Below are 20395 nucleotides of genomic sequence, written 5' to 3'. Positions count from 1 at the left end.
TCGGACCGTCCAAATACCGATCATTGAAAATGATTTCAAGAATCTTCCGGCGCGCAAAGATACGGCCGAACAGCTGATTCTGCCGCGCGTCCGGCATTCAAGGAATCACGCGAGTGTTGCGGCGATCGGTTGCTGCCATAGGTCGTTCCCACCCATGCCCGGGACCGCCAAACGCCATCGAATCCCGCCCATGGTGCAGACGCATACATCGCCGCTTGGGACAACGCGAAGGGTCCCTGGGATTCAACCTCAGGGACCCTTACAGCTGCCCGTTATCAGGCCGTGTGCGGCGGCTCGGTGCTGCGGTAGACCAGTTCGTCGCGCACAGAGTCAAGGGACGCGGTCAACGCTCGCCATTCCTTGACCGCAGCGTCACGCGTGCGCTGTACTTTGGATGACGAGTGACGCGGTCCGCCGTACAGATCTTGCGCGGTCCGTCCGAGCACACTGGTACGACCGAGATCATCCGCCTGCTTCGCGATGTCCAGGATCGTGCTCAAAACCGGGAATTCGCGTCCGTCGCCCCAGGCAGACCGAAAAATCGTTTCGCTCTGCCCCGACAGATACGGCGTTACCGCCAGGGTGGACAGTTTGTCCGCGTGCGGGATTCCGCGCGTGATCTGTGCGCCCGGAATAACGTCCATTGGCTCCGGTTTGACGTCCAGTCGGTACCCGTTGCGTGCGGCAGCATCTCGCACCGCCCAATAATGGAGCTTTCCACGGGTCACGATGATCGTTTCCCCGTCCCTGCGAATGTACTGCCATGCGCACACTTCGCGGGTTTCCACCCAAACCGCCGAAACCTCGCAGGTTGCGATGACTTCGCGCAGCCGCTTCGTGAAGATCAAAACGGCATCCTGAGTGACGTCGTCGCTCACGTCATCCGTCCCGTACCGTGCGGACCCACTACGCACCACGGTCGCGCTTCCGTCCATCCGCTTACGGGACCGCGTGGAATCGACCGTGCGGCAGTATCCGCGCGCGATCCTTTGCAGTTCCGTAAAGTCCTCCGACGTCACTCGTTTCATGTCCTCTGCCGTGACTTCTCCCACAGGCTTATTCGCCTGTATCCCATTTGCGGGAAGATCGCTCACGATCCTCTCCGATCATTCGTGACGCGTACCCTCTGTACAGCGTCCCTTCCCTTCCATTCTCGCGCTTTCTCGCTTTAATTCAAGAGCCGCCACCAACATTTCCCTATTCTTTACAGAAATACAGAACCAACAGATAAGTCAGCATCACCAAAAAAGGTGACCCTTGAAGGCGAATGGCAGCACGGTCGGAAATTCAATTCAAAGCAAGCAAAGGAGGAGGGTGCGGAATCGAATCAAGCATTTTAAAGACGCCAAAGCGGAATCAATCCAAAAACCGAAAATAAAACAACACCATTCACATATCACCCATCTCAACCCCGCCCCGTCTGTTGATGCGCCTACCGGCACCACAGTTGCGCACAGCCTTGGAAGTGGCCGTGGCGGCAACCACCTGCGCCAAGGATTGCCACGGAGGCTGCCGACCTAGCAGGCAGACGCATTGGAAGATGAATTAGCATCGAAATTGGAATCCTTGCTGGCAGACCACTGTTCATTTTCCGCGAGGCGTAACTAACCTGCGAATTTTCCAGGCGCAGAGAGGTCGATAAATCCGCGGCGCTTGCGGGTGGTCACCGTGAGGTGTTCCTCGTGGCCGGTTGCCCAGGTGCCGATGGGTGAAAGGGCTCCGAGGAGAGAGTAGCCACGCGCTGTCAGGGTGCATTGTGCAGTTGAAGCGAACTGACCGGCTCGCGGTTGATGGTTGACAAGTCCAGCATCGATCAGTCGATGCAGGGTGTCCCAGAGGACCTTTGCCGACAGGGTACGGTTTCCCATAATGTCGCGGTTCTTATCGACTCTGGCGTTGATCGCGGCAGCTACTCCGGTGGGGTGCTGAGGTCCATGACTGAGTTGATGGATTACTGAGAAGCTCCACCGCAAACGCAGGATTGTCAACGCAACTCCAATACTCCGCCAGGAGCTCTTTTCCGGTGTCAGCGAAGATGGTCCTGCGACTCCAGAGTTTGCAAGGCTTGGGTTTCTCTGTAAAGGTTCTTCATGCTCCCGCACAGTGATGGTGAGTTGATCGCGGTAGTCACTGGCCCACTCCGCCATGCGATGCATAGAGATCAGCAGTTCCCGGCTCATGGAGGTCAACTCCCGTTGAGTGGCGCTTCCGGGTCTGCCTGCTATGTTCTTACGGGCGATGAGCCCTTGCGACTCCATCCGGCGCAGTGTCGCGAAGAGTGTTTTCTCGTGGAGGGTTCGCGTGCTCGCCAAGTCCACATAGCTCGCGTTTTCCTTGTTGATCCGTGCGATCAATTGTGCAGGGTGGAGCGGTTCACTGCTGAGCGCGGTCAGGACAGGGTACGTCCAGCGATTTCTGAATAGGTCGAGGGCCATATCAATCCCTCGTAGCCGTCGTGAGTCCTCGTCCATCAACTGGCTCACGATCCGCCTTCCCGAAATTGGTGTTTCATTCAGAACAAGCCGATGGAAGCGGAGGCCGACTCCGGCGTCGGGTCGAGCTGGAGCGGGAAGGGGTATCACGACCCGGCAAGCTCGATCTGATCGCTGATCAACAGGCCTTCGTCAGTCGAGGGCAGGACCACCCGGGGCACACGACGCAACGCACGCAGGCATGACGCGCAGCCAAGTGACCCTGTTCGGTGGGATGTTGGGCACGTCGACCCCCAAGGCTCTTTCACTCTTGTCCCTCGGCCATCGGAAGCGTCGCCCAGACGACTCGGCCCACCCCCCAGCGTTCGGTCATGCTCTTGACAAGCATCAGTCCGCGGCCCCCCTCGTCACGGAGGCCGGCCTTCTGGAAGTTGGGGGCGGAGTGACCGCTGCCGTCGTCGAGGACCTGGATCAGCAGTTGGTCTGACGTGGCTCCCAGGCTGCACGTGACGGTCTTGCTGCTCGTGTGGATCACGGCGTTGGTGAACAACTCACTCACGACGAGGACAGCCGTGTCGCAGCCGTCGGAACCGATACCCCAGCTTCTGAGGTGTGCCAGGGCGAGGTGACGGGCCTCTCCGACGGCCTGGCCGTCAGCGGGGAGGTCGAAGACAACTCGGTGTGCGGTGCCCTCAAGTGCAGGAGGTGGGGCTCCCGTTGTGGTGGCGTCGGACAAGGCCACGACTGATTCCTAACGTGGGGCGGATGCCTGGCGAGACCATGCGCTGCGAGGACCGTGACGGCCTCGCGGTCCCGGGGAAGTCAATGAGGGCCACCAGCCTGCGAGTTCGGGCTTGTGACGCGATCCCCCGCCATGAGTCTTGCGGGCAGGGGGACATGGTGCATCTGAGGCGCACGGTGCACAGCATCCAGGGCGGGCCACCCGCGGCGCGGTGCACCGCTTACGCGCGGTCGGCACCTGCCGTTGGACACGGGTGAACTTGGTCACCTCGTCACTATGCTCGCCTCGCAAGTAACTTGGCAACCCATCAGTCTGCACAGTGCACATCTCATGTGTGCACCCTGTCCCGTGCCGTGTGTGGCGTGGCACACTGCTGACGACCGGGCGTCAAGGAGGCATACGGCGTGAGCGCACCGCGTTCTGCCCCGACCGTTCTGCAGATGGTCCTGGGCAGACGGCTACAGGAGTTGCGGCGGACAACAGGCCTTTCCGCACAGGACGTCGGCGGGAGACTGCACGTTGCCCACACGACGGTCACCAGGATGGAACAGGCCAGAGTCACCCTGAAGTGGGCGACGGTCAAGGCGATGCTGGAGCTTTACGAGGTTAGCCAAGCCGAGATGGAAGAGTTCCTCACCCTCACGGTGAAAGCCAACGAGCACGGCTGGTGGCAGAGTTACCGTGATGCCCTTCCGAGCTGGTTTGCGGTCCACGTCAGTCTGGAGACCTCGGCCACCCAAATCCGGGGCTACGAACCCCACGTCGTTCCGGGCCTCCTCCAGACCGAGGGCTACGCCCGCGATGTTCTGCGGCTGAACCGTCCCCGCCCGACGCCGGACGAACTGAAACGGCGCGTAGCGCTTCGCATGGAGCGCCAGGCACTGCTCACCCGTCAGGATCCGCCTCCGCCCCAGTTGTGGATCATCATGGACGAGACCGTGTTGCGGCGTCCGGCCGGCGAGCCTGAGGTCATGAAGGCCCAAGTCGATCATCTGATCGAGGTGATGGACCTTCCGCACGTGACACTTCAGGTGCTGGCGTTCGCGGCCGGGCTGCACCCAGGCGCGTTCGGGCCTTTCACTCTTTTCCGTCTCCCGATGCCGGATTTCCCGGACATCGTCGGTACGGACAACCTCAGCAGCGCCCGGTACAGCGAGGAGCGGGAGGAAGTTGCGCTGCACCGTGAGGTGTTCGACCGGATGAGTACCCAAGCAATGTCCAAGGGACGTACCAAGGGATTCCTCTCGGACGTCCGCAAGGAGCTAGAACGATGAAGCACGCCATGAACGCCGCAAGGGATTTGGGGACTGAAGGGTGGCAGAAGCCGTGGAGCGGCAGTAACAACGGCAACTGTGTCGAAGCGAAAAAACTTGACGGTGGGCACGTGGCGATCAGGCAGTCGACAGACCCGGAGGGCCCAGCTCTCATCTGGACCTCCTCTGCGATTTCCGCCTTCGTTGGGGCAGCCAAATCCGGAATGGCGGACTTCCTTGTCGCTTGAGGCAGCAGCTCGCAAGAACATCGTCCAGCCACAAATAACCGAAACCTTAGAATCACACCGATGCAGCATCGGAGGATCGAAGTGACAGATTCAGGAATCAGTGCGGATGCTATCGATACGAGCAAACCCCACTCGGCCCGCATGTACGACTACTACCTCGGTGGCAAAGACAACTATCCCGTCGACTGGGAAGCCGCAGAAAAGGTGAAATCCCACTTCCCCGCCATCGAAGAGGGCGCACGAGTCAACCGCGACTTCATGCACCGGGCCTCCCGATTACTGGCCGAACGAGGAATCCGTCAATTCCTCGATATCGGTACCGGAATACCGACCGAGCCGAACCTGCATCAGGTCGTCCAAGCAATCGCGCCCAGCACCCGCGTGGTCTACGCAGACAACGACCCGATCGTCCTCAGGCATGCCGAGGCACTTCTTCACAGCACGCCAGAGGGACGTACTGCATACATTCATGCCGATGTGAAGGATCCGGGAAGGATCCTCGCAGCGGCAAAGGAGGTTCTGGACTTCGAGCAGCCGATCGCTCTCTCGTTGGTTGCCCTCCTGCACTTCGTGACCGACGAGGATGATCCCTACCGAATCGTAGGTGAGCTGCTAAAGCCACTGGCGCCTGGGAGCTATTTGGCGCTCTCCCACACGACAGGAGATTTTGATCCCGAGACCTGGGAACGCGTTGTCGAGGTCTACCGTAAGGGAGGAACTCCCGCGCAAGTACGGTCGCGCAGTGAATTTGCGAGGTTCTTTGAGGGCCTTGAGCTTGTCGACCCTGGCATAGAGCTCGCCACCCTCTGGCACCCGGGGCCAGGGGAACAGCACAGCGAGGGTGAGCAGATCCCGTTGTATGTGGGGGTTGCCCGCAAACGGTGATGCCTGGGCTGGCGTTGCGGACTTGAGCGTCGTGTCTGCTTCAAACGAAAGGTACCCGTTCACGGCCAACGCCTCTGCACTGCAGCTCCGCGCACTGACCTTGAAGTTACGTCAGTGCCTTGGTGTATGCCAGAGGCAGCAACTGTTATCCCCCGGCCCACCGCCGTGCCTACTACCCATCAGCCGGCCAGCGGCACCACCGCTCCGCCGACCGGGAACCAGGCCCGGGGCCTTCCTTCGCACAAGAGGAGCTTTTCGTGACAGGGTCTCGGCACCCGCCATCGCCGGGCACGTCTACCGCTAGTGCCCGATGCACAGGCTGATCGTCCGTGTGGCAGGTGTCGCCTTCCAAGACTCCTATGCGGTGTTCTGTCTCATCCCCGCGGGCGGCGCCCTCGCCTCCTGCCTTCGAAACGAAATGAAGAGGCACAGTGACGACCGGTTCGGCAAGATCGCGTTACGGCTATCCCAGAGGGAGGATTTCGTGCCCGATCGCATAGGCCGCTGGCGGAGACGCGGCTCAGACGGCGATCAAGGACGGCAGCGTGACGGAAGCAGCGAGTATCTTCAGCGAAACCCGGAGAAATTCCCGACGGCAGATAGCGATCGATTTCTGCAGGGAATTCACGACGTCCGGCATCTGATAAGTGGCGAATGGACGTGGGACGTCCTCGTGACTCTTCATGGCGGACCCCTGCACTACACGATTCTTCTCGATGCCATTCAGTCGAAGCAGAACGGCAGTGGCTGGCCCGGTAAAAAGCACAACTACCTTCGCGACGGCACGTTGAACCGGACCCTTCGACGCCTGGAACAGGGCGACCTCGTCAAGCATAACCGGGAAACCGAATTCCCTTACCGTTCAGCGTACGAGTTGACTCCTCCGGCAAAAGAGTTACTCACCGCGATGGTGCCAGTTGTCGTATGGGCGGAGTCGAACGCAGATCTCGTGGAACATGCTCGGCAGCGGCGACGCGCTGAGAAATCAGGGGGCGACTGAGCACAGTGTCGGGGTTGTTCGGCATCGAGCGCTGTCTTGCTGATTCGCGCTGTGCGATTCTGCACCGACCGCTACGGCATCACGAGCAGCGTGCCCGCATCGAAGCTGTGAGGAGGCGGCTCAGGTCGTCGGAATCGTCAGCCGGCTGTTCTGCCGCCCGTAATGCGTTTGGCCGACCGGGAACGCTGGAGGAAGTCGCACAGGTCCACGGTTTCCTGACTCGGCGCGTCATCGATTTCGGCGAGCGTTGTGGTGAGCAGGGTGAGGGTGCGGGGAATCGCTTCTTGCTGGCCGAGGTGAGCCTGGAACCGCGCGATGTCGCGGTAGATGGCTTCGTTGTAGCGATCCAGGGTGCGAGCCCTTTCCAGGAGGGCCAGTGCCTGCTCGGGCTCGTCGTCGCGCAGGATGCGAACCAGAGCGCTGACAGCGTCCAGCACATCGCGTCTGAGAGCTTCGCGGGGAGCTTCGATCCATTCCGCGGACAGATCGCCGGCAAGGTCGCCGCCGTAGAGCTCGACAACGTGTTCCAGGGCAGTGCGGTGGTAGTGCTCGCTGGTGTTGTGTCGGCTGTTCTCCAGAGCGTCCTGCAGGTGCCACAGGTCAACCGTGACCTGGTCGCGGTCCAGGCCGTAGTGACCGTCGGAATGGACGGTGACGTCGCTGAGCACGTCGTGGGTCGCGGTGCGCAGTGCCCGCCGTAGCTGGCTCAGCGTCGCGTGGAAGCTGTTGTAGGGGCGGTCTCGCGGCGCATCCGGCCATATAGCGGTGGTCAGGGCCTCACGGCGGGTTCCGTCGCGGTGGAGCGCAAGGTAGGCGAGGACTTCACGCTGCTTGGGGGCGAGAGCGGGGCTCAGATCGGCGTGTTCGTCACCGCCGGGTTGATAATGCGTCAGCCGTATGCGGCCGAGGACGGCCAGCTGCAGCGGCCGTGGGGCCGAGGGAGCTCGCTCGGTATGGCGGCCTTCGGCGGTCAGCCGCGTGTAAAGGCCGGATCCGTCGTCAGTCTTACGAAACGTGTGTTCACGGTCTGGTACGTGGACAGCCGAGGATCTTACGTTTGCTGGTGGTGGATCGCCATAACATGTTGTCGCGGATGCTTCTTCCCGTTGCGCATCGTCAGGGCCAACTGGGTGCCCGCGATCCTCCGAGGGCGGCGGTTGCTGGGCCCGGGGGCGAGAAGCAGGTCCGTAGGCGAGGCCACGGCGGGGCCTCGCAGGCGCAGGCCGGGGAGTGTGCGCTTCGGTATCGAGGTCGTGCCGGTCGGATGCAAGTGGTGGCATGGGCGGGGCGGCCGGAGGCCGCTGGGCTTTGGGGTGTTGCGCTGGTTGCGCATCGTGGAGGAGATCGAGCAGTGCTTGGGCGTCGTTGGTGGGCAGAGTGAATAACCGGGCGCCTGTGAGTAGGTCGGCGACGGAGGAGCTGGTTGCGGCGACGGTGCCGTCGGGCCGGATGCGGGCGGTGCCTCCGGGGCGCCATTGTCCGTAGAGAACGCCAGCCAGCCCGAGTGTGGATCCGTTGTCGAGGACGGCTTGCAGACGGCGGTCGGCGTGCGGAGCCGGGGTAGCGACGAGCACGAGGTCTCCGACGGGCGGGCCGGCCTCGTCTGGGACGGTGCCGGGGCCAGCGTCCGTGGGCGTGCGGGCGAGGAGTTCGGCCTCCATCGTGTCCAGCGCCGCGTCGAGGTCGTCGACAACGCGTAGTCGGGCAAGGTGGCTGGGGTGTTCGCCGAGAAGCGTGCGAGCGTCGGAGGCTGGGATGAGGATCTCGACAGCGCTGGTAGTGGAGCAACGGGGTTCGGCGAGCAGGGCAACGAGCAGGGCGCGGATGGCGTCGAGGGCTCCTGGGCCGATGAGGCCGAGTCCGCGGGCTCGGGCAATGTTCCACGCGACTGCCTGACCGTCGTTGACTCCGATGACCCGTTCGTTCGTAGGTAGGGGCGCGGCCGGCACAACGTTCTCGTCGGTCGGTTGCGGGGTCCGGGGAAGGGCTTGGCGGGGATGTGCGGGCCGGTCGGCGTCGGCAGGTGCGTCGTCGGGGTCGTCGGTGCGGGTTGAGTCGTCGTGGGCGAGGCGCAGGGCGCGTACGACGGGGGCGATGGTCAGGTCGTCGCGTTCGCCGCTGCCGGGACGGTAGCGCACCCGGTGGCGGCGTCGGACAGTGAGCAGGACGGCGGTGATCAGCGCGGCGAGGCCGATGCCGACGAACGCTCCCGTGGGCAGGCTGATGCCGGGCTGTCGGGGGGACTCATGAGAAGGCAGGGGCGGCAATGAGTCGTTGGGGGCAGAGGGCGGTGCCGAAGGTGTGGCGCCGGGTGGCTCTGTGCTGGTGGGCGGCGAGGTGTCCGGTGATTCTGCGGGGTTCGGTGTGGTGGGGGCACTGGTGTGCGGTGGGCGGGGAGATTCCGGTGCCGGGGTGGCAGACTCTCGGTGTCCGGGATCGCGGGTGCCGGGGGCGCGCGGATGGTCGGGCAGGCGCAGTATCCAGCCGGGGCGGATCAGGTTCGGGGTGGTCAGGGTACGTCCGTCAGGCTGGGGGCGGCCGCGGTTGAGTGCGTAGATCTGGGGCCAGCGGTTCCCGTCGCCGAGGGCTCGGTCGGCGATGCGCCACAGGCTGTCGTAGATGCCGGCGTGGGGCGACTCGACTTCGACAGTCCCGGTGGCGTGGCTGCGGCCTTGCGTCTGTGCGGTGACGGGCCGGGCGATGGCAACCAGCCTGGTCGGCAGGAGCGTTGAGCTGCTCTCCGTGATGACGGTGCTCGTCGCGGCAGAGGCTGGAGCGGCGGCTGCGGGGGTGGTGGGCCGCTGGGGGAGCATAGCCATGATGATGGTTCCGACGAGCACGGTGGCCAGGGCGTTCAGCGGGCCAGCGTGCGATATGGCGGGGCGGGGAAGGTACCGGATCTCGTCGGCGGTTGCGCGGGCGACGTCGAAGACGAATGCGCTCCAGACCGGCCAGAGAATGCATGCCAGGGTGCGGAGAAGGAAGTTTGTGCTCATCGGGGCGAGCAGGGCCGCTTCGAACTCGGGCCAGGTGGGGACGTGGTGCGGGAGCGGCCAGCCGATGTAGCAGGCCAGGCCCCAGGGAATCCCGGCGGCGAGGGCGGTGAGTACCCCGGTGGCGAGCAGGCCGCGCAGCAGGTGGGCGCTGCGCCACACCAGGTCGGCGCCGCGTCGGGCTGGCCCGGGGCGGGGAGGGTGTCGGCGTGCGGGCATGGCCGGGCCTCGTCAGGGTTCGGGGGTGGTGATACCGCGGGCTGGGTGGGCGGAGCCGGTGCCGGTCACAGTGAGGGAGTCAAGGCCGAGCAGGCCGAGGAGTTGGGTGTTCTGGTGGGCGGTGACGGTCACCGTGACCGTGTCCCCGGCGACGGTGACCGTTCCGGTGTCGCCGGTGGTAGCGAGGTAGGTCTGGGCCAGGGTGCGGGCCTGGCCGGGGACGAGGCGCACGGTGCTGGAGTCGCGGTACGCGGCCAGGTCCAGTGCCTGGGCGCCGGAGCGGGCGGCTTCCTGGGCTTCGCCCATAGCTCGGACCTTGGCGGCCAGGGCGAGGCCGCCGTCCAGGACGAGGCCGGCGAACATCACGATCGCGAGCGCGAGGATGACGACGAACGGGGTTACCTGGCCGTTCTCGTCATGGGCAAGGCCTCGCAGGCGGGGCGACAGACCGTACGGCGTTCTCACGATGTGCCGCCTCCTGCGGTCGTCGTGGTCGAGCGGTAGACGTCGACCGGTGATGCGAACTCGGCAGTGAGCGTGGTGGTGCCCGGTACCTGGAGCAGAGCCAAGTCGTGCAAGCCGACGGTGCACGAGACAGTGACGGTGGCGGTGGACCCGGCTTGAAGGGTTCCTCGGGTGGTGACGGACAGGCTCTGGCACGTGACGCCAGCGTCACTCAAGGCGGAGGCCGCGGTCGAGCGGGCGTCGGCCGCGGCGGCTGACCGGGTGCGGTCCAGGGTGGCAGCGCGGGCGGCCTGGTGGGCGGCGTCCTCGATCTGCAGCCGGGTGTCGGACAACCTCCCGCAGTAGACCAGGAACCACAGCATCAGCAGCAGGACGGGGATGGTCAGTACCAGTTCGACCGTCACCGATCCGCGCGCGTCATGCTGCACTCGGGCGCCTCGGCCGTCGGCGTGCTGCCACCGGCGCTCGACCGCGCCTGGATCAGCGGTGCGCGGAGGGCGTCTCACGGCGCCCCCTGGGCAGGCGGGCGGAACTGTTCGACGGGGCCGGACGCATGAGTGCGCACCGGCAGGTGCAGGAACGGAACGACACTGGTGGCGATTCCAGTGACCTGGACCTCGGCACGGTCGGTTGTCCGGGTAACGGTGACGTCCGTGCCCTGCAGCGGTCCGTGGCCGAGCTGGTCGAGGACCCGCCGGGCCTCGACCTGGCCGTCGGCGGCGGTGCCGTCCTGAACGCGGGTGACGGCCAGGGCGTGGGCGGAGGTGGCCTGGGCGATGTGGACGGCGTGCCACCAGACAGTGGCCTGCGCGAGCAGCAGCACCATGGTGAGCAGTGCCGGCATGATGATCACCATCTCGGTGGTGACCGCTCCCCGCTCGTCCCGCAGGAGTCCCGTGCGACGGCAAGTTCCGGCGCAGGCTGCTCGACAGCCACGCTGTTGCTGTCCGGGTTCAGTGAACAACTTCATGTCAGCACGGCCTACTTGAACACCACGTTCTTCGCCGCGGCGGTGATCTCCGGGCCGAAGATGCCGACGATGGTGAGGGCGAGAGCGGAGAGGCCCGCGATCCAGATGACGTGCTCCGTGGTGACCCCGCGGTCGTCGTCGGCAAGGCGATGGATCAGGGATCGGGTGTGGGCTGCGAGCGAATGTGGCAGGGACATCAGTGCTTCCCTTCGGGCGGTCGGCGGCTGGTCACAGTGAGTTCGTGATCTGAGTCAGGGCGGGATAGAAGACGAAGAGGATGAAGCCGAAGGCCATGAGGATGCCGGGCAGGGCCATCCGCTCGGTGGCGGCGTTGGCTTTACCTTCGGCCTCGGCGCCGCTGCGTTGGCGCATGGCAGCGGCCTTGGCGGCCAGTGAGGCGCGTACTTTGGCGCCCTCGGTGCCCGCCAGGGACAGTGCGGCGGCGAGTTCGGTCAGTTCGCTGATCTGGAGCTCCTCGCCGAGTTGCCCGAGCGTCACCCAGGGGGAAGTGCGGGTGAGGCGGGCGGTGTTCAGGGCGCGGCGCAGTTGCCGAAAGGACCAGTCGTGTCCGATGCCGGCCGCATCGGTGAGGGCGCCGTCGACTCCGGCGCCTCCCGCGAGCAGGATGTGGATGAGGTTCAGGTAGGCGCCCAGGGCGTGGCGGAAGGCTTCCCGGCGCCGTTCAGCCTCGGCGCGTACCGTCGCGTCCGGCAGGAGGAAGCCGCCGGCCGCCAGGGCCAGTGAGCCGGCCAGCGGGATGGGCCAGGGCAGCGGGCGGCCTCCCAGAGTCAGCAGCACGCCGACCGTGGCGGGCAGCAGGAGCCCGGTCAGGGCGAGTGCGGCCTTCTCCGCCAGATGCGTTTCGGGGGAGCGTTCGGCGATGGCGAGGTCCTGGCTGACCGTGTGGCCGGGCAGGCCGACGGCGCGCAGCAGGCTGGTGAACGGGCTGCCAAGCCGTACGGCCCAGCCACCGCTGTCGGCGGTGAGGATCGGCGGAGGCTCGGGCGTGGTGTTCAGCCGGGTGAGCAGCGCGGCCAGGGGCGGTCGGGGCGGGACGAGCCACACCATCAGCGACCACAGGCCCAGACCAACGCCGGCGGCCAGCAGCACAAGGACGGTCATTCAGATCACCTCCTGCTGCGCGGTCGCACCAGCATCGGATGCCGGGCTGGTGGGTTCGAGCCCGGCGAAGAACCGTTCCGGCTCCTCGATGCGGGCCATGCGGCGCAGCCAGACGAAGGCGATGGTGAACAGGCCGCCGATCAGAAGCAGGATCAATTGCCCGGCCACGGAGTCGTAGGGGGTGAGGAATTGGGGGTTGAAGAGGATGAGGGCGCCCGCGAAGGTCAGGGTGGTGATCACGACTACGCGCTGGGTGGTGCGGGTACGGGTGCGGCTGGCCTCGACCCGATGGCGCATCTCCACCTGCGCGCGGGCCGTGGCCGCGAGTTCGCCCAGCAGCGCCGCGAGTTGCCTCGACTGGTGCTCCGAGGCCAAGGTCAGCGCGGCGATCACGAGGTCGGCGGTCGGGTCGGCCAGGTCGTCCGCCAGGTGTCGCAGGGCGGTGCTCAGACTCTCCCCGCGCTCCAGCCGGGTGGCCAGGTCCGCGATCTGGGGTCGGATGGCCTTTGGTACGGCGGGGGCGGTGGCCAGAATGGTCTGTTCCAGTCCGGCTGCGGCGGCGAGGGTGTCGCGGAGCATTTCCGTCCATCCGGCGATGCCTTCGATCCGGGCGGTCTGATCGCGTTCGGCCGGGCTGGAACCGAGGATCCGTGGCAGGCTCCAGGCGCCCATCGCCGCCAGCAATGCGCCGACCACCCAGCCGGTGACGGCCCCGACCAGCAGCCCCGCTCCGGCTGCGGCTGCCAGCCAGCGCCCAGCGTGACGCCGTGGCTCGCGCCGCCGCGGGCGAGCCGGACCGGCAGCCGTGGCGGGTTCCCGCCACACACGGATCAGGAGCACGAGGCCGCCACCGGCGCCGAGTCCCAGCAGGCCCATCACGAGCACGTAGCCGTTCACGATGGCCGCCGCTGCCACTCGGGCCGGCTGGTCGCCTCGGGGTTGAAGCCGACGGCGACCAGGTCCTCCAGGGTCTCGGTGCGCAGCGGTGCGCCCGGTACGGCCCGCAGATCGGGGCCGGGGCGGAAAACTTCGTTGGAGACGATCTGCTTGTCGTCGGCGTCGACGATCTCCCGGATGGAGGACACCACGCGCCGTCCATCGTGGCCGCGAGGTTTGTCCAGGTGGACGACGAAGTCGAGCGCGTTGGCCACCAGGAGGTTGGTGGCCTCCAGCGGCAGCCGCTCCGGGCCCTGGACGGCGTAGGCGGCCAGCTTGGTGAACGCCCCCCGGCTGGTGGAGGAGTGCAAGGTGCCCATGGAGCCGTCGTTGCCCTGGGACATCGCGTTGCACATCGGGATGACCTCGGGCCCGCGGACCTCACCGACGATCACCCGATCCGGGGACATCCGCAGCGCCCAGCGCACCAACTCGGCCTGGCTCACCGCGCCCTGACCCTCAATGTTCGCTTCACGCGACTGCATGGCCACCACATCCGGGTGGGCCTGAGCATCGGCGTCCAGGCCGAGTTCGAAGACGTCCTCGATGGTGACCAGCCGCTCCCAGGACGGGATCTCGGCGGCCAGGGCGCGCAGCATCGTGGTCTTCCCGATCGCGGTCCCGCCGGTGATCAGGATGTTCTTGCGCGCGCGGACCATCGCCGCCAGCAAGGACTCCAGACCCCGGTCCACGGTGCCACCGGCACGCAACTGGGCCAGGGTCGCGTGCTGGAAGCGGTGCCGGCGGATCGACAGCGACGGCCGGGCGGTGACCGCCATCACGGCGAACGCCCGCTCCCCTCCGGGCAGTTGGAAGTTCACGCCGGGGCTGCCCCGGTCGAAGCGGCGTTCCTCCAGCCCGCTGCGGGCCGCCAGGTCCCGGATGAGCTGCACCAACTCCCTGTCCGATCCGACGACCGGCGGCAGGCGGTCGCGGCGGCCGTCGGCGTACCGGACGAAGACGCGGTCACCGGTGACGTTGATGTTCTCGATCTGCGGGTCGTTGAGCAGCGGCTCCAGGCCGGCCAGGCCGAACACCTCGTTCAGGACGGTGGTGATGACCATCTGCTCGACGTCCGGCGCCACCACCTCCCCTCCGCCGGACAGCATCCTCTGGGTGTATTCCTCGGCGGCGTCGTTAAGGATCTTCCCCGCCAGGGCCAGGCGGTCGGCATCGCTCATCGTGGGCCGGCCGGCCGCGTCGTCGTCGCGGATCTGCTGCGACATCCGCACCGAGAGCTGCTGCCGCAAGTGGATGCGCAGCCGCTCGGCAGGCGGCCCGACCTGCACCCGGCGCGCCCCAAGGCCGCTCACCATTGCCGGGCGGGTGGGCGGCTGCCCAGGTCCGTCCGGCGACGGGGTCCCTCCCCCGTACGGCAAGGCCACGTACGTCTTGTCCGGTCCGGTCATCTCGGCGCCTCACTCCCTGCCTGCCTCCAGTCGTCGGCCTGGCGTTTCAGCGTGTCGACGGACTGTCGCCGGGGGTCGAGGCCAGCAGCCTGCGCCCGCTGGACCCAGGCGGGAGGGGTAAAGGCGCGGGACTCGGTCAACGCAGCGAGGCGGGCCATGGCCTGACCCAGTGGCGAACGGGCCGGTGCCGCGCGCCGCCCGGGTTGTCCGCCCAGTGCGGCAGCGCCTTTCGAGTCGTCAGGGATGCGAGCCATCACCTCGACGTCCAGCTCCCGCGCGATCTCGTCGGTCGGATAGCCATCGCCGACCAGCACGAAACAGGGGCGCTGTGACCAGCGTTCCGCCGTGTGCCACTGCGTGGCCACATGGGCCAGGGCGTCGTCACGGGCACGGGCCAGCAGTAGCGTGACGTCGGCCTCGCGCACCACCTCCAGCGCCGGAGAGTCCGGAGCGAGGCGCCCGCAGTCGGCGATCACCACCGTGCCGGCGCGGTCAGCGGCCCGCCGCAGCACCCTCGTTCCACTCTGGACGAGCTGGGCGAGCGACGCACCCGCCTGGATCGCACCGGTCGGGCCCACGATCACCGGCAGTCCGCCCGGCAGCCGCTGGGTGTGCTGCCAGATCAGCCCCGTCTCCGTGCTGTGCCGGGCGGCCGCCGCCAGGCTCATCAGCCCCGGAGCCGTCTCCAGCCGGAAACGGGCCACCAGATCGCCGCCCGCCGGATCGCACTCGACAACCACCGGCTGCCCGGCGGACGGCCACCCCGCTGCCAATCCCAGAGCACTCGTCGTCACGCCCGGGGAGCCCTTCAGACTGCACAACGCCACCAGCATCACGGGGCGCCTCCAGGCACCACGACCACGCTGATCTGGCCCGCCGGTGCCGCGGCCAGGCGGCGGGCATCCTCCTGGGCCATCTGCAGCGAGATCACCGTCGTCTGATCCGCGCTGTCACCGCGCACGTCGGTCACCGAAGCACCCCACACCGACGTCGGCGGCGAGGCCGAGCCGGCAGTGCTATCACCAGAGGGAGCCACCACCACCGCCACGCGATTGCCGGGCTGTACACCCGGCGGGAACTGACCCGCCTTCAACCCCACGGCGGCCACCGCCCGCCCGGCCGGTGGGACACGGGCCTCCCCCAGCACGTTCTCAGTCAGCGGGGTTCCCGCCGGCAGGCTGTAGGCGACAGGCCGTCCCTCCACCCTGGCCCGCGACCGCGCCGGGACGAACGCCACCCCGCTGTCGGCCGACAGGCTCTCCTCCCGCAAGTCCTGCTCGGACAGCGCCTGCCCGACCGCGACCGCGCGGGCCAGCACCAGCACCGGTTCCTGATGGCCGGCTCTCATCGCCACCACGACACCGCCTGCCGTGCACCCCAGGACCAGCAGTACTCCCACCAACAGGTACGGAAGCCGACGCGGCCTCGGCACACCAGCCATCCGCGCCGGAGGCTTCCCACTACCGCGACCTGCCCAACCCGCGGGAGACGTGCTCCCCGGACTGGACGAATCCGAATACGTAGACGTACGGGTACTCACCAACTGCCACCTTCCGGCACAGGACTTCACCTCACCGCGCCGCCGACGCGGTGAACAAGATCACGAATAGGGGTTGTCGCTCCCCGCCGTCAGCCGACAGGGCGGAGGCTCAATTCGGCGTCAGCCGCCGTTGTTCAGGGCCTGGCTCTCCGCGACGCGGAAGTCCGCGTCCGACGTGGTCGTCATACCGGGAAAGACGCCGCTCTGACCGGCACCAGCCCAGGTCACCGTCCAGTGCACAGTCGCCGAGACCGCGAAGGCGCTGTCCGGCCGACCCGCGGAAGTGGTGCGGTAGGTGTAACCGCAGTCCGGGGACGGGCTCTTCGGACTCGCGCTCGCCCCGTACGGCGTCCCAGGTCCGGTGCATGTCACCGAGTGGCCGTCGCCCATCGTCCAGTCCACGGATGTCGGCCGCGCCACGGCCGTCACCGACACCCCGGGCACCGACGCCGTCGCCGACACCGCTCCCCAGCCGCCGCGCTCCAGCCACAACCAGGTCGGCAGGTTCACCAACTGCTCATCCGCCGGACTCGCCTGGATCCGCGGAGACGGCAACCGCAACTGCTCGCGTGCCGCCTGCGCCAACTGTGCCGGCGTCGGCAGTGGATCCCCGCCGCCCTCCTGAGGGGCATCCGGAATCCAGACCGGCGGCCGGTACACCGCATCGCGTACCCCGCCCGCCTCGCACCGGTACACGTACCACGCCCCCGACTCCCCCGGCTTCGGGTCAGCCACCGGCACCACTGCGGACGGCGTGGCCGGGGAGTACGCCGCGGACACCGCCACCACCGCCCCACCACCGCCCGACCCGACCTCGTACGCGGCCAGGGCCACCCCGGGCGGAGGCTCGTAGTCACTGCGCTGGTACGAACAATCGGCCAAGTTCAAATCCGGGTTCGAGAACTCCGGCTCCTCCTGGCCACCGGATCCGCTGTTCCCTCCGACACTGGATGTACCTCCCGAGCCGGAGGAACCTTCGCGGGCCTGTGGAGGCGCGCCGTCCGGGCCGCCCGATCCCGCACCGAGCTCACATCCGGGATGCGGGTTCTGGTCACACTCCACCGAACCCCACCCGCTGTCGCCGAACGCGGGCGCCACAGCGGCCATCACGACGATCAGGGACAGGCCCGCGGCGAAAGCTGCTCGCCTCAACACGAGCCCACCGCCTCGACCGCAAAGCGCGTGACCTTCCAGGCGCCGTTGACGTTCTTCACCTCGGCCGTGATCGCCTGTCGCCCACCGGGCTTGCCGTCCGCGAGCTTGCCGTTGTCCTTCCGGTACTTCAGCCAGCGCGTCGAATCACCACAGTCGGAGATCATGACCGTCGTCGGGTTCGCTGCGGGCGCCGACGAACTCACCTTCGGATCGTTCTTCGGTACACCCTTCGTCACCAAGCCATTGAGGTGATCTGCGTACATCCCGCGCGAGATCGCCGACAGCGCGGTACCTGTCGCGTACTGCGCCAGCTTCGGCGAGTTCCAGTCTGACGTCGTCCCCGCCTGCGCCATGTCCCGCCACATCCCCAAGTACGCCGCCTTCGCCTGCGAGCGCGCGATCGCCACGGAGGAGGCTGAAGGCGAGGACCCGGACGCCGACTCGTTCGCCGAGCCAGCGGGCGTCCTGTTCCCTCCCTGCGATTTCGGACCAGTCGACCCCGTCGCACTACAGCCAGCGATCAGCAACGTCAGGACCGCCGTGCCCAACCTCCGGGCGATCAGCCCGGCAACCGTACGTACTCCTAAGACATCCACAGTCACATCACCCCGCGAACGATGCAGATCCCGTCATCCGGCACATGAACAGCTTCCACATCTATCGCTTTGCCCCGTTCCCACTGCAAGGTGCGAACGCCGCCTCACGTGCTCCAACTTCAAAGCGGGAACGGATCACTGGCGAATTCTTTACCTTATCGGGAAGCGCGCATTGCGATTTGATCGACAGAAGGGCAGGCAACTTCAGCCTCACCGGCACGCAGCGCCACGTTGCTGCAGGAACTTCAGACGACCGCTCACCATCCTCCCTTTGCGCCACTTTGCCAGGTTGATGCGCTATTTCCGGTTCAGGATTAACACAGAGCTTCGGGATCGCTCCCAGGTGCTCCGGGCCCATCGCGGTCGCGAGTCGGGGGTTTCCCAGGCGTCACACCTCTTGCTGGCGGAATTGAGCAGGCTGTGGAACCGACGATTGTGAGAGGGCCATGCGGAGCAGCGCGTGGGCGTATTGCTCGACAGGCATGTTCGCGGCTGCGGCGTTCGCGGTCAGGGTGCGGTGTTCCTGTGGGTCCAAGAGGACGAGCAGACTACGAGCTGGGCCGATGCCGAGGCTCTGTTCTTGAAGGCTGCCTCGGCGTAGGCGTGGCCGTCGGTGTGCTGGCCGGTCAGGGCGAGGAACAGTGAACCGGGCACAGCGTCGCGGGAGTCGAACCCAGCGGGCTGCGTGACCAGGGCGTCGGGGTCGAAGACATCGGCGAGCCGGCCGCCGACGACGTTGGCGATATGGGTCAAGGACATCGGGTACAACGTGGTTCTCCCTGCTCAGGTGGTTGATCGGGACGCTACCGGGCCGGACACAGAGGTCCGGGCAGGCGGGTTCTGTACGGTGCGGCGGACATCGAGCGAGATGCCGCGGCCTGCGAAGAAGTCGCCGAAGCGGTCCATGGGCATGACCGGGGCCAGGGCCTGGGGGGTGTGTCCGCTCGGGTTCCGGAAGACGATCTGGCCCTGCGTGCGGCCGATGGCCAGGACGAGGTGTCCTCCGCGCCGCTCGGGGTCGTGCTCGGGCCGGCGGATCTCCTTGGAGACAGAGGCCATCACCATGTGCCCGTCGTCCAGGAGCGCGGCGAGGCCGTCGAGGTCCAGCTCAGGGTGGACGGCGGCCGGGATGCGGTACGTGTGCTCCACGTACTCGGCGAACGGCCGGTAGATCAGGCCCTTGATCCCGTCGGTCTCCCGGACGTAGGCGCCGAAGTGGCGGGCCCCGGCGAGGAGTTCGAACAGATCGGGGGCGTGGCCGTCGCGGTGCAGGAGCGCAGGCAGGCCATGCCGCACATGTTCCGACACCATCGGCCGTAGATGGTCCGGGACGGTGCTCCGGTGCTCTGCCAGGCGGGGTCGTGCCCGTCGTACGCGATGGGGCCGCATCCGCACCGGGCTCCACTACACGGCCCACCCCCGTCTCGTCGCCGGACGGCGCTTCGCCCGCGCCAGACCCAGCGCCTTCTTGGCCAGAAGGAAGAACTGCTCCAGTTCCCCGGGGCGGCTCGGTGGCGAACCGGCCCTAGCGGGCCTCTTACTCGGCAGACAGGTACTCAACAGGCATGCCGAGGACCGTAGAGCCCGAACCGGAATGGAGATCGTCACGCTACCCCTAATTCCCGATACTCACCCGGGGCTTACAGCCGCAGGACGGTGCCCTTGCGGGACGACGGCCCGCCAGCCTGTGCTTCCTGGGCGCCACCCGCGTCGGCTCCGCCGCCTGATCCCGGAGGCGCGGCGAGCAATTGGCTCAGGGCCTTCTTCAGCTTGCCGTTGGCCTCGTCGGTGAGATCCCTGCCGTCCGCGGTCACCACGCGGATCGGGTCGGTTCCGGCGGGTTTGGCACCCTTGCGGCCGTGTCGCCGCTGGGTCTCGAAAACCATGTGCACGGTTGCGTTCGGGGAGGCCATCACGAGTATGTACCTGCCCTTGTCGTCCTGACCGACGTGGACGGCTACGTCACTTCTCCCGCACAGGCGTTGGCGGAGGAGGGCAAGGCTGTGCTGAATCTCTGTCGGGAACTCGTCCTCGCCGAGCGGGGGCAGGACGGGGAGTTGGGCGGGCCCGTCGGCGGTCGGTGGCAAACTCTCCGCCAATTCGTTGTATCTGGCCCAGACGTCCATGCACTCCTGAGGTTTCCCGTCCTTGAGGAGTCGGCCGCCGGACTGTTGCCATCCTCGGCTGCCCCGTCGGAATGCGACCTCGACCCGTAGCCGGCCGTTCGTGTGGCTGACATGGATGACGCTTGTCGACTTGTGCTCGATGAAGGGCTCGGCGCCGGTGCGCTCGGCCATGGCGGCGGCTTCGCGCTGCACCGGTATCGGGACGAACTCGTGTGCCCCGGAGGGGACTTCGAGTACAGACGGGGCCACGCGGTATTTCCCTTTTCGTTGCGGTGTTCGGAGGTGGACGGGGCGGGTGTTCGGC

The 20395-nt window shown here is 66.8% G+C and carries 23 protein-coding genes; 5 read left to right on the top strand and 18 right to left on the bottom strand.

Annotation, left to right across the window (positions count from 1 at the left end; genetic code table 11):
- Positions 1–275: 275 nt before the first annotated feature.
- From LUX31_RS32275 to LUX31_RS32265, 3 genes are all read right to left on the bottom strand, one after another.
- Positions 276–878: a hypothetical protein gene (locus LUX31_RS32275; protein ID WP_235478839.1), complete on the bottom strand. Its 603-nt coding sequence runs from the start codon at positions 876–878 to the stop codon at positions 276–278.
- Positions 879–1604: 726 nt separating this feature from the next.
- Positions 1605–2483: a winged helix-turn-helix transcriptional regulator gene (locus LUX31_RS32270; RefSeq protein ID WP_235478838.1), complete on the bottom strand. Its 879-nt coding sequence runs from the start codon at positions 2481–2483 to the stop codon at positions 1605–1607.
- Between the two features lie 253 nt (positions 2484–2736).
- A complete protein-coding gene (locus tag LUX31_RS32265; RefSeq protein WP_235478837.1) occupies positions 2737–3174 on the bottom strand; it encodes an ATP-binding protein in 438 nt (145 codons plus the stop codon).
- A 440-nt stretch (positions 3175–3614) separates the two neighbouring features.
- On the opposite strand from LUX31_RS32265, the gene LUX31_RS32260 reads away from it, so the two are divergent.
- From LUX31_RS32260 to LUX31_RS32245, 4 genes are all read left to right on the top strand, one after another.
- Entirely contained in the window at positions 3615–4448 is an 834-nt protein-coding gene (locus LUX31_RS32260) for a helix-turn-helix domain-containing protein (protein WP_443046086.1), read from the top strand.
- Positions 4445–4675, top strand: a complete 231-nt coding sequence (locus LUX31_RS32255) for a DUF397 domain-containing protein (RefSeq protein WP_235478835.1) — start codon at positions 4445–4447, stop codon at positions 4673–4675. The genes LUX31_RS32260 and LUX31_RS32255 overlap by 4 nt, the downstream gene beginning before the upstream one ends.
- Before the next feature lie 81 nt (positions 4676–4756).
- Entirely contained in the window at positions 4757–5560 is an 804-nt protein-coding gene (locus tag LUX31_RS32250; protein ID WP_268828272.1) for an SAM-dependent methyltransferase, read from the top strand.
- 310 nt (positions 5561–5870) lie between these two features.
- The gene (locus LUX31_RS32245; RefSeq protein WP_235478833.1) at positions 5871–6560 is read left to right on the top strand and encodes a winged helix-turn-helix transcriptional regulator; all 690 of its coding nucleotides are present in this window, start codon (positions 5871–5873) and stop codon (positions 6558–6560) included.
- Between the two features lie 137 nt (positions 6561–6697).
- On the opposite strand, the gene LUX31_RS32240 is transcribed toward LUX31_RS32245, so the two are convergent.
- From LUX31_RS32240 to LUX31_RS32185, 12 genes are all read right to left on the bottom strand, one after another.
- Entirely contained in the window at positions 6698–9715 is a 3018-nt protein-coding gene (locus LUX31_RS32240) for a LysM peptidoglycan-binding domain-containing protein (RefSeq protein ID WP_235478832.1), read from the bottom strand.
- A 69-nt stretch (positions 9716–9784) separates the two neighbouring features.
- Positions 9785–10237, bottom strand: coding sequence for a pilus assembly protein TadG-related protein (locus tag LUX31_RS32235; RefSeq protein WP_235478831.1), 453 nt, complete (start codon positions 10235–10237; stop codon positions 9785–9787).
- Positions 10234–10743, bottom strand: coding sequence for a TadE family protein (locus LUX31_RS32230; protein ID WP_235478830.1), 510 nt, complete (start codon positions 10741–10743; stop codon positions 10234–10236). The genes LUX31_RS32235 and LUX31_RS32230 overlap by 4 nt, the downstream gene beginning before the upstream one ends.
- Positions 10740–11207 carry a TadE/TadG family type IV pilus assembly protein gene (locus LUX31_RS32225; RefSeq protein WP_328285710.1) on the bottom strand — a complete coding sequence of 156 codons (468 nt, stop codon included), beginning with the start codon at positions 11205–11207 and terminating at the stop codon, positions 10740–10742. The genes LUX31_RS32230 and LUX31_RS32225 overlap by 4 nt, the downstream gene beginning before the upstream one ends.
- An 11-nt stretch (positions 11208–11218) precedes the next feature.
- Positions 11219–11404: a hypothetical protein gene (locus LUX31_RS32220; protein WP_235478828.1), complete on the bottom strand. Its 186-nt coding sequence runs from the start codon at positions 11402–11404 to the stop codon at positions 11219–11221.
- A gap of 31 nt (positions 11405–11435) precedes the next feature.
- Positions 11436–12329, bottom strand: coding sequence for a type II secretion system F family protein (locus LUX31_RS32215; RefSeq protein WP_235478827.1), 894 nt, complete (start codon positions 12327–12329; stop codon positions 11436–11438).
- Positions 12330–13244, bottom strand: coding sequence for a type II secretion system F family protein (locus tag LUX31_RS32210; protein ID WP_235478826.1), 915 nt, complete (start codon positions 13242–13244; stop codon positions 12330–12332).
- Entirely contained in the window at positions 13223–14674 is a 1452-nt protein-coding gene (locus tag LUX31_RS32205; RefSeq protein WP_328285709.1) for a CpaF family protein, read from the bottom strand. The genes LUX31_RS32210 and LUX31_RS32205 overlap by 22 nt, the downstream gene beginning before the upstream one ends.
- A complete protein-coding gene (locus LUX31_RS32200; protein WP_235478825.1) occupies positions 14671–15468 on the bottom strand; it encodes a MinD/ParA family ATP-binding protein in 798 nt (265 codons plus the stop codon). The genes LUX31_RS32205 and LUX31_RS32200 overlap by 4 nt, the downstream gene beginning before the upstream one ends.
- A gap of 38 nt (positions 15469–15506) precedes the next feature.
- On the bottom strand, positions 15507–16073 hold the full coding sequence (locus LUX31_RS32195; protein WP_235478824.1) for an SAF domain-containing protein: 567 nt from the start codon (positions 16071–16073) through the stop codon (positions 15507–15509).
- Positions 16074–16334: 261 nt separating this feature from the next.
- Entirely contained in the window at positions 16335–17096 is a 762-nt protein-coding gene (locus tag LUX31_RS32190) for a hypothetical protein (RefSeq protein ID WP_235478823.1), read from the bottom strand.
- A gap of 266 nt (positions 17097–17362) precedes the next feature.
- The gene (locus LUX31_RS32185) at positions 17363–17776 is read right to left on the bottom strand and encodes a hypothetical protein (protein WP_235478822.1); all 414 of its coding nucleotides are present in this window, start codon (positions 17774–17776) and stop codon (positions 17363–17365) included.
- A gap of 233 nt (positions 17777–18009) precedes the next feature.
- Between LUX31_RS32185 and LUX31_RS32180 the strand changes: the two genes are divergently transcribed.
- Positions 18010–18258: a hypothetical protein gene (locus LUX31_RS32180; RefSeq protein ID WP_235478821.1), complete on the top strand. Its 249-nt coding sequence runs from the start codon at positions 18010–18012 to the stop codon at positions 18256–18258.
- A gap of 214 nt (positions 18259–18472) precedes the next feature.
- Here the strand turns inward: LUX31_RS32180 and LUX31_RS32175 are convergent, their stop codons facing one another.
- The 3 genes from LUX31_RS32175 to LUX31_RS32165 form a co-directional block, all read right to left on the bottom strand.
- Complete coding sequence (locus tag LUX31_RS32175) at positions 18473–18724, bottom strand: Mur ligase domain-containing protein (protein ID WP_235478820.1); 252 nt, start codon at positions 18722–18724, stop codon at positions 18473–18475.
- Between the two features lie 24 nt (positions 18725–18748).
- Entirely contained in the window at positions 18749–19276 is a 528-nt protein-coding gene (locus LUX31_RS32170; RefSeq protein WP_235478819.1) for a peptidase, read from the bottom strand.
- 329 nt (positions 19277–19605) lie between these two features.
- The gene (locus LUX31_RS32165) at positions 19606–20340 is read right to left on the bottom strand and encodes a hypothetical protein (RefSeq protein ID WP_235478818.1); all 735 of its coding nucleotides are present in this window, start codon (positions 20338–20340) and stop codon (positions 19606–19608) included.
- Positions 20341–20395 lie beyond the last annotated feature (55 nt).

The sequence above is a fragment of the Streptomyces sp. GQFP genome (assembly GCF_021545335.1).
Taxonomy (GTDB): domain Bacteria; phylum Actinomycetota; class Actinomycetes; order Streptomycetales; family Streptomycetaceae; genus Streptomyces.
Note: the sequence above shows the minus strand (reverse complement) of the source record. Positions and strands in the feature narration are given on the sequence as shown.